Below are 14438 nucleotides of genomic sequence, written 5' to 3'. Positions count from 1 at the left end.
GATCGCCAAGGACACCGCCACAGGCGGCGTCCTTGGCGATCCCATATGAGTCGGCTTCCGCTGAAAGGGCGTAGTCGTGACATCGACCCACGTGCTCGAGCAGGCCGCCGTGCAGGCGGTCGCCGAGACACTGCTTCAGGAATACGCCGTGCCGGCCGAGCCGGCGCAGAACAGGCCGGACTCCGGACCGGCCATCCTCGCCACGTTGGCCGCCGGCCAGGATCGTCCGCCGGGCGAATCAGCCGCCTCCCGCGCCCTGGCCACGTGGCTGCGCGACTTCCGCAGCCCGCACTATCATCCCGGCCTCTTCGGCGGCGGCGCGTCGTCCCGGATGTTCGCCCTGCGGATCGCCGCCACGACGTGGCCGCTGCTGGACGAGCCCCTGGCGAAACTCCGGGCCAAGTTCATCGACTACGTGGCCGCCAAGCACTGGCGGACCACGGGGGTCGGATGGGAGGACTACGACCTCATCGTGGGCCCGGCAGGCGTCCTGGTGGCCTTCGCCATCGATCCCGACATCGACGCGGCGGGCCGGGCACCGCTCCTGGCCCGGCTGGCGCTGCTCTGCGAGGACGAGGAGCTGTCCAGGCTGCGGGTGGGCCGCTACGAAGGGGAGAAGCTGCGCGGCTGGAACTTCGGCCGCATCAATCTGGGCCTGGCCCATGGGCTGCCCGGCATCGTGATGGCCCTGCGCGCCGCCGCCGAGGCCGACGGGCTGAGCGAAGAGCTGAACGACCTGCTGCGACGGCTCGCGGCCCGGCTGGTGGCCGAGTCCTACGTCGACGACAGAGGAGTGATCACCTGGCCGTTCGGAACCACCCGGCTGGACGGCCATCGCGCGCCTCGGGGAAACGGGCGGCGGCAGGCGTGGTGCTACGGAGGTCCCGGCAACGCCTGGACACTGTGGGAGACCGCACGCGTGCTCGGCGACGACGACCTGGGCGCCTTCGCCCTCGAGTCGGCACGATCGTTCCTGGCGGCGTACGACGACGAGCTTTATCTGGACGGTCTCGGTATATGCCACGGGGCCGCCGGACTGATGCTGGTGTTCGACGCCTTCGCCCGGTCCGCCGGGCTGCCGGAAGCGGCGAAGCTCGCCGATCATCTGACGGACCATCTGATGGGCCGTCTCGACGAGCCCGCCGCGCTCGCGGAGACCGGCTGGTCGCTGCTGGAGGGAGCACCCGGGGTGCTGTCCGCGCTGCTGACGAGGAACGGAGGTGACCGGCGATGGCTCGCCGCGTTGGGGCTGAGATGACCGGCGGTCGTGGCGCGAGCGGCGTGCTGGAGGTGATCCGCCTCCTGCCGCGCGTGTCACCCGTGCTGAGCGCGGCCCTGGCCGCACTCGTGCTGCTACAGGCCCTGCTGACCAGTGGATTCATGCTGGCCAGCGCCACCGTCGTGGGCGACGTGGCCCGGCAGGCGACCGGCGGAACCGGCGACACGGACCTCGTGCTGCTGCATCTGGCCGTCTTCGTCGCCGTCTTCGTGATACGGCTGGCCATCACGCCCCTCTTGGGGATGATCTCCAACGAGCTGGCGCGACGGCTCAACGCGACGCTCGGCCAGACGACCCTCGAAGGAGCGCTCCGACCGGTCGGCATCGGCCATCTCAGCGATCCCGCCGTCGCCGACCGCATCCAGCTCGCGCAGGGACTGGCGACGGGATATCCGCCCGGCGACGCCGTGACCTCGCTCACGAGGCTCGCGACCAGCCGGTTGAGCGGGATCGCCGCGGCGATCCTGCTCGCCACCGTCGAATGGTGGCTGCCGCTGCCGCTGGTCGCCGCCTGGATCACGCTGTCGCGCTGGCGGTTGAGCGAGGTCAGGAAGGCGGTGGACGCCGAGGAAGGCGCGATGCCCACGCTGCGCCAGGCCGGCTACGCCCGGGAGCTCGCGATCGGCGACGCCGCCGCCAAGGAGGTCAGGGTCTTCGGCTTCCAGGACTGGCTGCACGAACGGTTCACCCGCGCCTGGCTCTCCGGCATGGACACGCTGGCCGGGTCGGGCCATCTCCTCACCAGGACGGCGGGTCCCGTCCTGCTCGCGGTCTCTCATGCCGCCGTGTTCGGCTATCTGGTCTTCGCCACGGCGAGCGGGCGCTTCAACGTGGAGTCGGTCACCGTCGCCCTGCAGGCCATCGCCGGCCTGGGCGCGCTGGGCTGGATCGGGGACGTGCAATGGATGCTGGCTCAGGCCAGCGCCACCGTGCCGCACGCCCTCGCGATCGGCCGGCTCGGGGTGGAGGCGGAGCACAACCGGTCGGACACCAGCACGCCGGACGAGCAGTTGCCCGCTCAGGAGATCCGGTTCGAGGACGTACGGTTCGGTTACCCCGACCGTCCGGTCCTCAAGGGCCTGGACCTGAGCATCCCGGCCGGTTCGTCGCTGGCGATCGTCGGGATGAACGGCGCGGGCAAGAGCACCCTGATCAAGTTGCTGGCCCGGCTCTACGACCCCGTCTCCGGCCGGATCACGATCGACGGCGTGGACCTGCGCACCCTCGACCCGCATGCCTGGCGCCGCCAGCTCGCGATCGTCTTCCAGGACTTCTTACGCTATGAGCTGCCCTTGCGGGACAACGTAGGATTCGGACGGCTCACCGCCGACCGCTCCAACGGCGCGTTCGATCGTGCCGCCAAGCTCTCCGGCCTCAACGACTTCCTGCCCCGGCTCGCGGCCGGCTGGGACACCCCGCTCAGCCGCAGGTTCGAGGGCGGCACCGACCTGTCCGGCGGCCAGTGGCAGCGGGTCGCGCTGGCCCGCGCGCTGTTCGCGGTCGAGCACGGCGCCCGCGTGCTCGTCCTCGACGAACCGACCGCCAACCTCGACGTGCGTGCCGAGGCCGAGATCTACCAGCACTTCCTTGAGATCACCCGCGGGCTCACCACGATCCTGGTGTCCCATCGGTTCGCCACCGTGCGGCTGGCGGACCGGATCTGCGTGATCGACGACGGCCACGTCATCGAGTACGGCTCGCACGAGGAGCTGATGGCGCTCGACGGGGAGTACGCCCACCTGTTCACCCTGCAGAGCGCGCCGTTCAGGGAGGCCCGCAATGTCTGACCGAACCTCCCCGCGCGTGGCGGTGCGCGCCATCGCCCTGTTGGTCAGCGCCGCGTTCAAGGCGGACGCTCCCCGGGCCGCGCTCGTGCTCGGACTCGCGCCCGTGACCGGCGCGATCGCCGCCGTGACGGCGGTCGGCCTGCAGCGCATGGTGAACTCCGCGGCCGAGGGTGATCCGTCCGGGCTGGTGGGCGCGGCCATATTGCTGGTCGGCGCGCTCGTCGTCGGCAACCTCGCCGGGACGTTCGCCGCCGATCTTCGCATCCGGCTCCAGCAGCGGGTCGGGCTCCTGCTCGACCAGCGCATCATGGCGATGACCAGCGGCCTGCCGCACCTGGACCACCACGAGTACCCGCCCTACCAGGACCAGCTCGAACTGCTCCGCAGCCATCGCGCCTCGCTCGGCTCGGCCTTCGGGGCCCTGGTGGAGAACCTGCGGGCGCTGGTCGCCTTCGGCTCCACCGTCGCGCTGCTGATGAGCGTCCGCCCGGAGTTCCTCCTCCTGCTGTTCCTGGCCCTGCCCACGGTGCTCGCCGTGCGGCGCGGCGAGCGGGCCGCCGCCCGTGCCGAAGAGGCGACGGTGGCGCCGGAGCGGCTGCGGCAGGGGCTGTTCACGACCGTGTGCTCTCCGAGCGCGGCGAAGGAGCTGCGGGTCTTCGGCCTGCAGGAGGAGATCGCCGGCCGGCACCGCACCCTGTGGGCGCAGGTCGACGGGCCCAGGCGGCAGGCGGAGGTCCGTACGGCCCTGTGGACCTCAGTCGGATGGCTGATCTTCGGCGCGGGCTTCGCCGGCGCGCTCTACCTCGTGGTCACGGCGGCGCTGCAGGGTCAGGCGAGCCCCGGTGACGTCGTCCTCACCATCGCGCTGGGCGGCCAGCTGACCGGCAGCGTCTCCGGGCTGATCCAGATGCTCTCCTGGATGCAGAAGACGCTGCGCGCCATGGGGTACTACCTGTGGCTGGACGACCACGCCAGGGCCCGCATCCGGCCACGCGCGGCGGACGCCCCCTCGCCTCCCGCCGGAGCCGACCTCGTCCTGGAGAACGTCTCCTTCAGCTATCCGGACGCCGCCCGGCCGGTGTTGCGTGACGTGTCGCTGCGGCTGCCCGCCGGCCGCACCGTGGCCATCGTGGGCGAGAACGGCGCCGGGAAGACGACGCTGGTCAAGCTGCTGTGCCGGCTGTACGACCCCACCGCGGGCCGGATCGCGTACGGCGGCACCGACCTCGCCGACTACGACGTCCAGGCCTGGCGCGACCGGGTGACGGCCTGCTTCCAGGACTTCTGCCGCCTGGAGTTCCTGCTGCAGGAGTCGGCCGGCATCGGCGACCTGCCCCGCATCGACGACGAGCCCGCCGTCAGGGACGCCCTCGACCGCGCGGGCGCCTCCGCCCTCCCCGATCTGCTCCCCCAGGGCCTGCGGACGCAGCTCGGCCCCACGTTCCCCGGCGGCACCGACCTGTCGGGCGGGCAGTGGCAGAAGGTCGCGCTGACCCGGTCGATCATGCGGGACGCGCCGATCCTCCGCGTCCTCGACGAGCCGGCCGCCAGCCTCGACCCGGCGAGCGAGTACGAGATCTTCCGCCGCTTCCAGATCGCCGCGAGCCAGACGGAGAACGGCACGATCACGGTCTTCGTCTCGCACAGGTTCGCGACCGTGCGCACCGCCGACCTCATCGTGGTCCTGGACGGCGGCACGATCCGCGAGCTGGGCGGCCACGCGGAGCTCATGGCCCTGGACGGCCTGTACGCCACGCTCTACCGGCTGCACGCCAAGGGGTACGAGGAGACGAAGCCCTCCTGGACCGACGCCCTCGACCAGGACTTCGACGACGCGGCTATGAGTAGCGCTCGCACACCGTGAAGGACGTGCTCCTGGTGGCCTTCGAGGGTGTCAGCAGGTGGAAGACGATCGTGTGCCGGCCCGGTTCGAAGGCGCCGAAGGGGTTGCGCCGGTTCTTGGTCATACCGGTCACCCAGTCCGTCTTCCAGCCCTCGTCCTGGCCGTCCACCACCCAGCGGTAGCCGTACTCCACCTGCCTGCCGGACGGGCCGCTGATCGAGGCGACGGGGAAGAGGCTGGGCGAATAGCAGCCCTTCTCCGTCTTCAGCCCATCCAGCGTCAGCGACAGCAGGCGTACGGTCGCCGCCGGCGCGGCCGTCTTCGTGGCCTTGGCCGTCGGCCGCGCGCGGGAGACGGCCGGGGTCGGGCGGACGGTCCTGGCGGGGCTCGCGCTGGGTCTCTTGGTGGGCGTCCTCGACGGCGTCTTACCGGCGGTCTTTCCGGGCGTCCTGGTGGGCTTGCCGGCCGGTGTGCTGGGTGAGCCGGTGGCGCCCTGCCCCGCGCCCGAGGCGGTGGGCGCCGGTGTCGTCGCCGGGTTCGGCGCGGCCGTCGTCGCCGGTGCGGGCATCCAGACGATCGCCCCGGCCACCAGGGCCCCGGCCACCGCCAGCGCCCCCGCGCCCGCCAGCAGCGCCTTCCCGCGCGGGCGGCTCGCCACCGTACGGTCCCCGCGGCCCGCGACGCCGCCCGTCGGGCCAATGGGTGGGCCAATGGGTGGGCCGATGGGTGGGCCGATGGGTGGGCCGGTGGGTGGGCCGGTGGGCAGGGCTGTGGGCGGGGCGCCGATGAGGCGGAGCAGGACGTCCTGCATGGCGGGCCGGGCGGCGGGGTCCTTGGCCAGGCAGGCCAGCACGATCGGGCGCAGCGGACCGGGCAGGTCCCCTAGATACGGCTCGTCGTGCAGGATGCGGCGGATCACCGCGGGCAGCGAGTCGTTGCCGAACGGCGGGTGTCCCGTCGCGGCGAACACCATCACCGACGCCCACGCGAACACGTCCACCGCGGGGCCCAGCGGCGCGCCCGCGAGTTGCTCGGGCGCCATGTACGCGGGCGTCCCGACGATGCTGCTCGTCACGGTCAGCGAATGGCCGGCCGCGCGGGCGATGCCGAAGTCGATGACCCGCGGCCCGTCCCTGCCCAGCAGCACGTTGGCGGGTTTGAAGTCGCGGTGCACCACCCCGGCCCGGTGGATCGCCGCCAGCGCCGTCGCGGTCGCCACCGCGAGCCGCTGCAGGTCGGCGCCGTAGTGCCGGCCGGCCTGGTGGAGCGAGGGCCCCTCGACGTACTCGGTCACGATGTACGGCCGCCCGCCCAGCGAGGCGTCGAGCACCTGGGCGATGCAGAACGGCTCCACCCGCCGCGCCGCGTCGATCTCCTTGGCGAAGCGATGATCATCGGCCGGCCCGTCCACCAGCACCTTCACCGCCACCCGCCGCCCGTCGGGAGCCTGGCCGAGGTAGACCACGCCCTGACCGCCCACCCCCAGCCGCCCCAGCAGCCGGTACGGCCCCACGGCCGGGGGATCTTCGGGCAGGAGCGGGTTCATCACTCGGTCCCGACCGGACAGACGGTGAACGAGAGCGCTCCCGACGCCGTCGCGGGCGAGGTGACGCGGAGCGTGATCCGGTGCGCGCCGTTCGTCTTCACGAGCGGGCCGACGACCTGCATGGTGTGGGACTCGGCGATGACGGACTCCGAGCGCTCCACCACCCGTCCGTCCAGGATCCACTCGTAGTTGAACCTGGTGCTCAGCTTGGTCCCCTCGACCAGGCCGAAGGTGTTGGTCTGGCCGATCTGGCAGTCCTGGGTGTTGGCCTTCCTGGCGCCCATGGCCCGGATCCACACCACCCGGAAGGAGCCCCCGCCCGACGAGGGCTTCGCCGACGCGGTGGTCCGCCTGGGCGCGGACCGCGTCGGCTGCGCGGTCTTCTTCACGGTCGGCCTGGTCGTGGCCACCGGCGCCGTCGGAGTGGGGGTCTTGCTCTTTTTCGGGCGCTGACGCGTTTTCGTCGCGGCCGGGGTCGAGGTCGGGGCCGACGTCCCTGCGGAGGTGAACGCCAGCGGCAACGTGCTCGGCTGTGTCCCCTGAGGCCGGACGTTCATGGCCGCCCAGGCGACGGCGCCCGCGACCGCCAGCGCCCCCACGCCGGAGACGACCGCGACGACCGCCGTCCCGCTCCCGCGCCGCCGCCGTCCCGGGACCGTGGACACGCCGCCGGACAGACCACCACCGTGGGACAGAGCACCGCCGTGGGACAGACCACCACCGCCGGACAGAGCACCGCCACCGGACAGAGCGCCGCCACCGGACAGAGCGCCGCCACCGGACAGAGCACCGCCGCCGGCCGCGCCCGGAGGCCCGGGGGCCGGTCCGCCCAGGAGCCGCAGCAGCACATCCTGCATGGTCGGCCGGCGGGCCGGGTCCTTGGCCAGGCACGCCAGGACGACCGTGCGCAACGGTTGCGGCAGGTCGCCGACCTGCGGCTCGTTGTGCAGGATGCGGTTGATCACCGCGGGCAGCGAGTCCTCGCCGAACGGGGGCACCCCGATGGCGGCGAACACGATCACCGACGCCCACGCGAACACGTCCGCCGCCGGCCCGACCCGCTCGCCGGCGAGCTGCTCGGGCGCCATGTACGCGGGCGTCCCCACGATGCTGCTGGTGGCCGTCGCCCCCGCCTCGACGGACCGGGCGATGCCGAAGTCGATCACCCGGGGCCCGCCCTGCCCGAGCAGCACGTTGGCGGGCTTGAAGTCGCGATGGACGACGCCCGCCTGATGGATGGCCGCCAGCGCCGTCGCGGTCGCCACCGCGAGCCGCTGCAGGTCGGCGCCGTAGTGCCGGCCGGCCTGCTGGAGCGAGGGCCCCTCGACGTACTCGGTCACGATGTACGGCCGCCCGCCCAGCGAGGCGTCGAGCACCTGGGCGATGCAGAACGGCTCCACCCGGCGCGCCGCGTCGATCTCCTTGGCGAACCGCTCGTCGGCGAGCCCCTCGCGCAGCACCTTGACCGCGACCGGCCGGCCGTCCGGCCCCTGGCTGAGATAGACGACTCCCTGGCCGCCCGCGCCCAGCCGCCCGAACAGCCGGTAGGGCCCCACGGCGGTGGGGTCGCCCTCCCGTAGAGGCTCGGCGCGCGGCATGGGACTCCCGTGACGACTGTAGGGGATCTTCGGCACCATAGCGGGAAAAGTCAGACCTAGTGAGCCAGTCCCGTAAACCCAGGCATTTCACACCTCAGCTATGCGCCCGTCCTAGGTGCCGGCGGGCTCCGTGGCGGAGCGGCGCAGGTCCGGGGTGCTCGCGGCCACCACGGCGACGGCGCCGAGGCAGAGCAGGCCGCCGCTGATCAGGGCCGCCGTGCCCGAGGTGGCGTACGCGACGAGGCCGCCGCGCAGGTTGCCGAGGTCGGGGCCGGCCTGCCCGACGATCTGCTCGGCGGCGCCGACCCGGCCGAGCAGTTCGTTCGGGGTGTGCAGCTGGACGATCGTGCTCCGGGACACCACGGCGACGGTGTCGGCGGCGCCGGCCAGGGCGAGGAAGGCCAGCCCGGCCCAAGGCTGGGTCGACAGGCCGAACAGCGCGAGCGCCGCGCCCCACGTGGCGGATCCGGCGAGCATGACCAGGCCGGGCCGGGGAAGCCGGGTGAAGGTCCCGGAGAAGACGGAGGCCACGACGCCGCCGACGGCGATGGCCGTCAGGAACAGCCCGAGTGTGCGCGGGTCGCCGCCGAACCGCTCCGCGTTGACCAGGGGGAACAGGCTGACCGGCATCGACAGCACGGTGGCGGCCAGGTCGGTGACCAGCGCTCCGCGGACGGCGGGAGCGCGGGCCAGGAAGGCCAGGCCGTCCAGCACGCCGCGCAGGCCGGGGCGGGCGGGCTCGCCTTCGGGGCTCATCGGGGGCAGCCCGAACACGCCGTAGAGCGCGGCGGCGAAGGTGAGCGCGTCGATCAGGTAGCAGCCGCCGACGCCGAGCCAGCCCACGATCAGCCCGCCCAGCGCGGGTCCCACCAGCATGGCGCCCCCGAAGGAGATGCGGTTCAGCGCCAGCCCGGCGGCCACCTGGTGCTTGGGCAGCAGGTGCGCGATGAACGTACGCGAGGCCGGGCCCCCGACGGCGCCGAAGCAGGAGTGCGCGACCACCAGCCCCAGAATCCCGGCGGCCGGAAGGTGCCCGGCGAACCCCTGCACCGCGAGGAGGAACGAGCACCCGGCCTGCCCGCCGGCCGCGATCAGGCAGAGCCTCCGGCGGTCCACGCGGTCGACGAGCGATCCGGCGAACAGCCCGAGCACGACGAGGGGGATCGCCTGTGCCAGGCCGACGGCGCCGGTCCACGCGGTGCTGCCGGTCACCTGCCAGATCTGGAACATCACCGCGACGAGCGTCATCTGGCTGCCGAAACTGGACAGCGCCTGGCCGATCCATAACCGCCGGAACCGCGGCGACGACCGGAGCGGGGTCACATCGAGCAGCGTGTGCCTCAGCCCCATTCGGGGTCCTGCGCCAGCTTCTCCGCGATCCGGTCGTGGAAGCTCTTGCGTTCGAGGGCCTGCTCCATGTCGGTGACGACCTGGGAGAGCGGATAGGGGAGCTCGGCTTCGAGTTCGGCGGCGGCGGCCTCGGTGGCCCGCCACTCCGCCGCCAGGCGGCCGACGACGGCGCGGGCCTTGCCGGTGAGCGTCACCTTCTTGCTGCGCGCGTCTCTGCCCTCGACGGTCTCGACCCAGCCGGCCTCGCGCATCGCGGCCACCTTCTGGCTGAGCGCCGAATGCGTCCGGTTGACCGACTCGGCCAGCTCGGTGATGGTCATCGGCCCGCGGGCGTGCAGCCGGAGCAGCTCCAGCACGTAGCTCGGCTTGAGCCCGTCGATCCGCGCGTCGGTGTAGACGCGGGCGATGTCGGCGTCCATCGACGCCTGGAGGAGCCGCAGGGGGCGCCAGAGGCTCTGCTGGGTGGGGTCGAGCTCATGGGGATCGGGCATGAGCCAATCGTAACAGCACTTATATAAGCACTGTTACGATTTCGTCCGGCATCCGCGCGCACCTTCACACGCGCACCGGGGCCGCCGGCCCCGCCGCAGACGCGCCGTCCTGCCGTGGGGGTCGATCGGCCCACCGCCGAACCGGCCGAGCCGGGACGGACCGCAGCAGGGCGACAGGTGCACCGGCGCGGCGCCGGGCGAACGCCGCCGCCGGGACAGGTACAACTCGACGCCCTCCCGCAAGGTGACGGTGCCGGCCAGCATCACCACGGCGATGAAGAAGGCGCTCTTAGCCACGTTTCTCGTCTCCTTACAGCGACTGCTCTCCGAACGACACTCGGATCAGGAGCTACAGATCCGCTACAGGACCGCTACACCAGCCCCGCCGGCGGCCGGCTCCGGAGACAGGACAAACGTCGGAAACGACGATCGACGCGACCGCCATAAAGTCACTACATTTCGACCATATAACTGCTGAGGCCACCTCTAACCGTTCTGTCAGATGCCCGATAAGGGCGCCATAAATTCACCCGAGAAGCCCTGTCGACCTGCGGTGATGTGAGCACAAGCGGCTCCAGAAAAGGCGGGAGACCAAACCCGCAGAAGGGCGCGAAGGCGTGACTCCGAACGCGATTTGAGCACCGATTTGAACGCCTGTCCAGCCCCTTGTCGAGCGAATTTCGATCATCTACTGTCCATGTGATCTAATCACTCACCCCCGTACTCGGGAGGCCACCTTGCGCCGATTAACGACCGCCGTCGCCCTTTCGGCGGTGCTCATCCCCCTGCTCTCTCCCGAGGCCTCGGCCTCCGCCGTCGAGGAGCCGCCGCTGGCCGACGTTCAGGAGGTCGGCCCCGGTCAGTACTCCTCGGACTCCTCCACCTTCAAGATCGCCGAAACGGACGTGTCCTTCGCCGCGATCGGCCGCCGGCACGGCGTGGCCGGCGCCGGCGGCGATCTGGCCCGGCCGCAGTCGGCCCCCGCCACCCGCCCCGAGCTGGCCGTCTTCGGGCCCGGATGGCAAGGGGAGTTCCTCGGCGGGTCGATCAACCGGAAGCTGGAAGTCCAGAGCGGCGCCATCGTCGTCACCGACCTGGAGGAGGGGGGTTCGACCCGTTACGACCTGAAGAGCAGCGTCTCGCTGCCCGGCGGCGGCGGTATCAACACCTACGAGGACACCACCGGGGCCAAGATCACCGAAACGACCAAGTGGGACGCCACCGCCGGAGCGATGCGTACGACGATGTCCGAGGCGATCGCGGTGGATCCGGGCACCCAGGACGCGGGTGACGACACCTTCACCGACGCGAGCGGCAATCCCGTCAGCGCGGCCGACCTCAAGTTCACCTACGCCTGGGCGCAGCCGGCGGGCCTGCAGAGCACCGACACGTGGCGGGTGACCAGCGTCGGCACCACCGCGTACGGCAAGTCGACGGTCGGTTACGACACCCAGGGCCGCATCAGCACCATCAAGGAAGCAGCCGGCGCCGAGGTCCCCGAGACCACCCTCGCGTTCACCTACGCCACCTCGACCACGGCCGGCACCTCCTCCCTCGGCGACTTCACGGGCCGCCTCAAGGAGATCACGGTCACCCTCGGCACCGAGGCGCCGCAGACGGCGGCCCGTTACGCGTACGACCTGTCCGGTCTGCTGCGCACGGTGACCGACCCCAGCGACGGCACCACCCAGGCGACCTACGCCTACGACGAGATCGGCCGCCTGACGTCGATCGACTCGAGCAGCAACGGCTCGTGGCAGCTGAGCTTCCCGGCGGGCAGCGCGGTCCCCCAGGTGACCTCCACCGACTCCGACCGGCCGGCCGCCGACACGCCGATCGAGGGTTCGGGCGGGATCCCCAGCCCCGTGACTCCGGAGCCGCCGCCGGGCGACTTCCTCCCGGGCGGCATCGACGGCACGCAGGCCTATCCGAAGTACTGCCCCACCGCCAAGGACTGGATGTGGTGGACCAAGATCGGCTGCCTCGCCTACGCCGCGCACTACGGCTGGCACAGCCCGAGCTGGAAGCGGACCGCCAGCGGCTTCAAGGTCATGGGCATCAACCACGACCACTGCACGCAGGCTCCGGACCGCCCCAGCGGCTTCGACTACCGGCCGGCCTGTGACTCGCACGACTACGGGTACGGGCTGATCGGCAACACGTACAAGAAGTACAAGTACTACCTCGACCGCAGCCGCAAGGCCGACGTGGACAACAGGTTCTACATCACGCTGCGCGACAAGGTGTGCGGCGGCTACTTCTTCCTCGTACGCGGGACCTGCAAGCGGATCGCCCTCGTCTACTACGCCGCCGTCCGCGTCAAGGGCAACCCCAAGAACGGCGCGAACGCCACGTAACCGAACGCTGTGACCCCTGGGCCGGACGGCGGGATCGATGGCCGTCCGGCCGCCCCCTCATGTCGGCGTCGTCACCACAGAACTCTTCACGCAAAGGCGCGATATGTCATGAAAATCCCGGTTTTATCCTGCGTCATCGCAGCATTGGCGGCCACGACGCTCGTAAGCGTGCCGGCCCACGCGGCCACGGCGAATGCGGACAAGCAGACCACCACGGCCACCGCGGCCGCGCCGACGGTGGAGCCCGAGCTGCGCACCAAGCTGGCCGCCGGTGGCAAGCTCAGGGTGAACGTGATCACCAAGTCCCGGACCGACCTGCCCGACGCCGCGAGCAACGGCCAGGTCCTGCAGACCTCCTCCCGCTTCCCCATGGTCACCCTGCGCGTGGACGCGGCGGCGATGGACCGGCTGTCCAAGCTCAACAATGTGGTCAGCGTCACCGAGGACAAACCCGTACCCCCGGTGCTGGCCCAGAGCATCCCGCTGATCGGCGGGGACCGCACCCGCGCGGCGGGCATGACCGGGGCCGGCAGCGTCGTCGCCATCCTGGACACCGGCGTCGCCGTCAACCACCCCTTCCTGGGCAGCCGCGTCGTCGACGAGGCCTGCTTCTCCCCCATCGACGCCGACTACTCGGCCACCAGCCTGTGCCCCGACGGCGAGGCCGAGCAGGAGGGACCCGGCGCCGCCGACACCGACACCGGACCCTGCGCCGACGCCGCCCTCGACTGCGACCACGGCACCCACGTGGCCGGCATCGCCGTCGGCAACGGCCAAGGCGTCACCGGAGCCCCGCCCGCCGGCGTGGCCCCGGCCGCGGAGCTCGTCGCCATCCAGGTCTTCAGCAAGTTCACCTCCGAGGACTTCTGCGGCGCCGGCGCGGCCCCCTGCGTGCTCAGCTTCACCAGCGCCCAGATCGCCGGCCTGGAGAAGGTCCTGGAGATGCAGGAGTCCGGCACCCCCATCGTGGCCGCCAACCTCAGCCTCGGCAGCGGCCGCTACACCGCCGCCTGCGACACCGACCCCCGCAAACCCGCCATCGACGCCCTCCTGGCGGCCGGCGTTGCCACCGTCATCGCCGCCGGCAACAACGGCTACGGCGACGCCATCAGCGCGCCGGCCTGCGTCTCCTCGGCCATCGCCGTCGGCAGCACCACCGACCAGGACACCCCCTCCACCTTCAGCAACCGCGGCCCGCTGCTGGACCTGTTCGCCCCTGGCACCGACATCGTCTCCTCCGTGCCCGGCAACACGTACGCCTCCATGAACGGCACCTCGATGGCCGCCCCCCACGTCACGGGCGCCCTGGCCGTGCTGCGGCAGGCCCAGCCCGCCACCGCCGTCTCCACGCTGGTGACCACCCTGAAGACCACCGGCAAGACCATCACCTACACCGGCGCCACCACCCCGCGCATCCAGCTCGACACCGCCGTCCTCGGCAGCACCAACCCCACCCCGGACCCGGACGCCGACCCCTGGCCGCTGCCCAACTACACCAACGGGACCGACTACGCCATCCCCGACCACGGCTACGTGGAATCGAAGATCGTGGTGAACGACCTCATCGGCAGCGCGCCCGCCTCCATCGAGGTCTACATCGACATCCACCACACCTGGCGCGGCGAGGTGAAGGCCGACCTGATCGCCCCCGACGGCAAGGTCTACCCGCTGCGGTCGCCTGACCCCAACGACAGCGCCGACATCATCCACGAGACCTACACCGTCAACGCCAGCGCCTCCCCGGTGAAGGGCACCTGGAAGCTGCGGGCGCAAGACGTCGAATGGCTCGACACCGGCTACATCGACAGCTGGACGATCAGGCTGCCCTGCTTCGGCGCCTGGGACGACATCCCCATCCCCGACCCCGGCAGCACGGACTCCCAGATCGTGGTCGGCTGGATCTCCGGCAACGCCCCCTCCAACGTGACCGTCTACGTCGAGATCAACCACACCTGGCGCGGTGACCTGAAGCTCGACCTGGTCGCCCCGGACGGCAAGGTCTATCCGTTACGGGCACCGGCACCGAAGGACGACGCCGACGTCCTGAACGAGACCTATCACGTCAACGCCAGCACCTCACCGGCCAGCGGCAGCTGGAAACTCCGCGTCGAGGACGTCGCATCCGGCGACAAGGGCTACATCAACGGATGGACTCTGACGCTCTGAACAGCCGCGGCGGCCCGGGAC

General features: G+C 71.5%; 10 protein-coding genes. 5 read left to right on the top strand and 5 right to left on the bottom strand.

What is annotated here, in order from left to right:
• Window positions 1-76 precede the first annotated feature (76 nt).
• From ABZS69_RS41125 to ABZS69_RS41115, 3 genes are read left to right on the top strand one after another with little or no spacing between them, the layout of a single operon-like run.
• Window positions 77-1258 (top strand): lanthionine synthetase LanC family protein, encoded by a 1182-nt coding sequence (locus ABZS69_RS41125; protein WP_355381891.1) that lies wholly within the window; start codon window positions 77-79, stop codon window positions 1256-1258.
• A complete protein-coding gene (locus tag ABZS69_RS41120; RefSeq protein WP_355381889.1) occupies window positions 1255-3066 on the top strand; it encodes an ABC transporter ATP-binding protein in 1812 nt (603 codons plus the stop codon). The genes ABZS69_RS41125 and ABZS69_RS41120 overlap by 4 nt, the downstream gene beginning before the upstream one ends.
• Window positions 3059-4930, top strand: coding sequence for an ABC transporter ATP-binding protein (locus ABZS69_RS41115; RefSeq protein ID WP_355381887.1), 1872 nt, complete (start codon window positions 3059-3061; stop codon window positions 4928-4930). The genes ABZS69_RS41120 and ABZS69_RS41115 overlap by 8 nt, the downstream gene beginning before the upstream one ends.
• Here ABZS69_RS41115 and ABZS69_RS41110 read toward each other — a convergent pair.
• The 5 genes from ABZS69_RS41110 to ABZS69_RS41090 all read right to left on the bottom strand — a co-directional run bounded on the left by ABZS69_RS41110 (window position 4905) and on the right by ABZS69_RS41090 (window position 10191).
• Window positions 4905-6455 carry a protein kinase gene (locus tag ABZS69_RS41110; RefSeq protein ID WP_355381885.1) on the bottom strand — a complete coding sequence of 517 codons (1551 nt, stop codon included), beginning with the start codon at window positions 6453-6455 and terminating at the stop codon, window positions 4905-4907. The two genes, ABZS69_RS41115 and ABZS69_RS41110, sit on opposite strands and share 26 nt — an antisense overlap.
• Window positions 6455-8053 carry a protein kinase gene (locus tag ABZS69_RS41105; protein WP_355381883.1) on the bottom strand — a complete coding sequence of 533 codons (1599 nt, stop codon included), beginning with the start codon at window positions 8051-8053 and terminating at the stop codon, window positions 6455-6457. Before ABZS69_RS41105 ends, ABZS69_RS41110 begins: the two co-directional genes overlap by 1 nt.
• Window positions 8054-8164: 111 nt before the next feature.
• Window positions 8165-9403 carry an MFS transporter gene (locus tag ABZS69_RS41100; RefSeq protein WP_355381881.1) on the bottom strand — a complete coding sequence of 413 codons (1239 nt, stop codon included), beginning with the start codon at window positions 9401-9403 and terminating at the stop codon, window positions 8165-8167.
• A complete protein-coding gene (locus ABZS69_RS41095; RefSeq protein WP_355381879.1) occupies window positions 9394-9894 on the bottom strand; it encodes a MarR family transcriptional regulator in 501 nt (166 codons plus the stop codon). The genes ABZS69_RS41100 and ABZS69_RS41095 overlap by 10 nt, the downstream gene beginning before the upstream one ends.
• A 33-nt stretch (window positions 9895-9927) precedes the next feature.
• Entirely contained in the window at window positions 9928-10191 is a 264-nt protein-coding gene (locus ABZS69_RS41090) for a hypothetical protein (RefSeq protein WP_355381878.1), read from the bottom strand.
• Between the two features lie 440 nt (window positions 10192-10631).
• Between ABZS69_RS41090 and ABZS69_RS41085 the strand changes: the two genes are divergently transcribed.
• Both ABZS69_RS41085 and ABZS69_RS41080 read left to right on the top strand, forming a co-directional pair.
• The gene (locus ABZS69_RS41085; RefSeq protein WP_355381876.1) at window positions 10632-12251 is read left to right on the top strand and encodes a phospholipase A2; all 1620 of its coding nucleotides are present in this window, start codon (window positions 10632-10634) and stop codon (window positions 12249-12251) included.
• Between the two features lie 168 nt (window positions 12252-12419).
• A complete protein-coding gene (locus tag ABZS69_RS41080; RefSeq protein WP_355381874.1) occupies window positions 12420-14417 on the top strand; it encodes a S8 family serine peptidase in 1998 nt (665 codons plus the stop codon).
• The last annotated feature ends 21 nt before the right edge of the window (window positions 14418-14438 follow it).

The sequence above is a fragment of the Nonomuraea sp. NPDC005650 genome (genome assembly GCF_040605375.1).
GTDB lineage: Bacteria > Actinomycetota > Actinomycetes > Streptosporangiales > Streptosporangiaceae > Nonomuraea.
The sequence above is the reverse complement of the archived record's forward strand: the minus strand, read 5'-3'. Positions and strand labels throughout refer to the sequence as shown.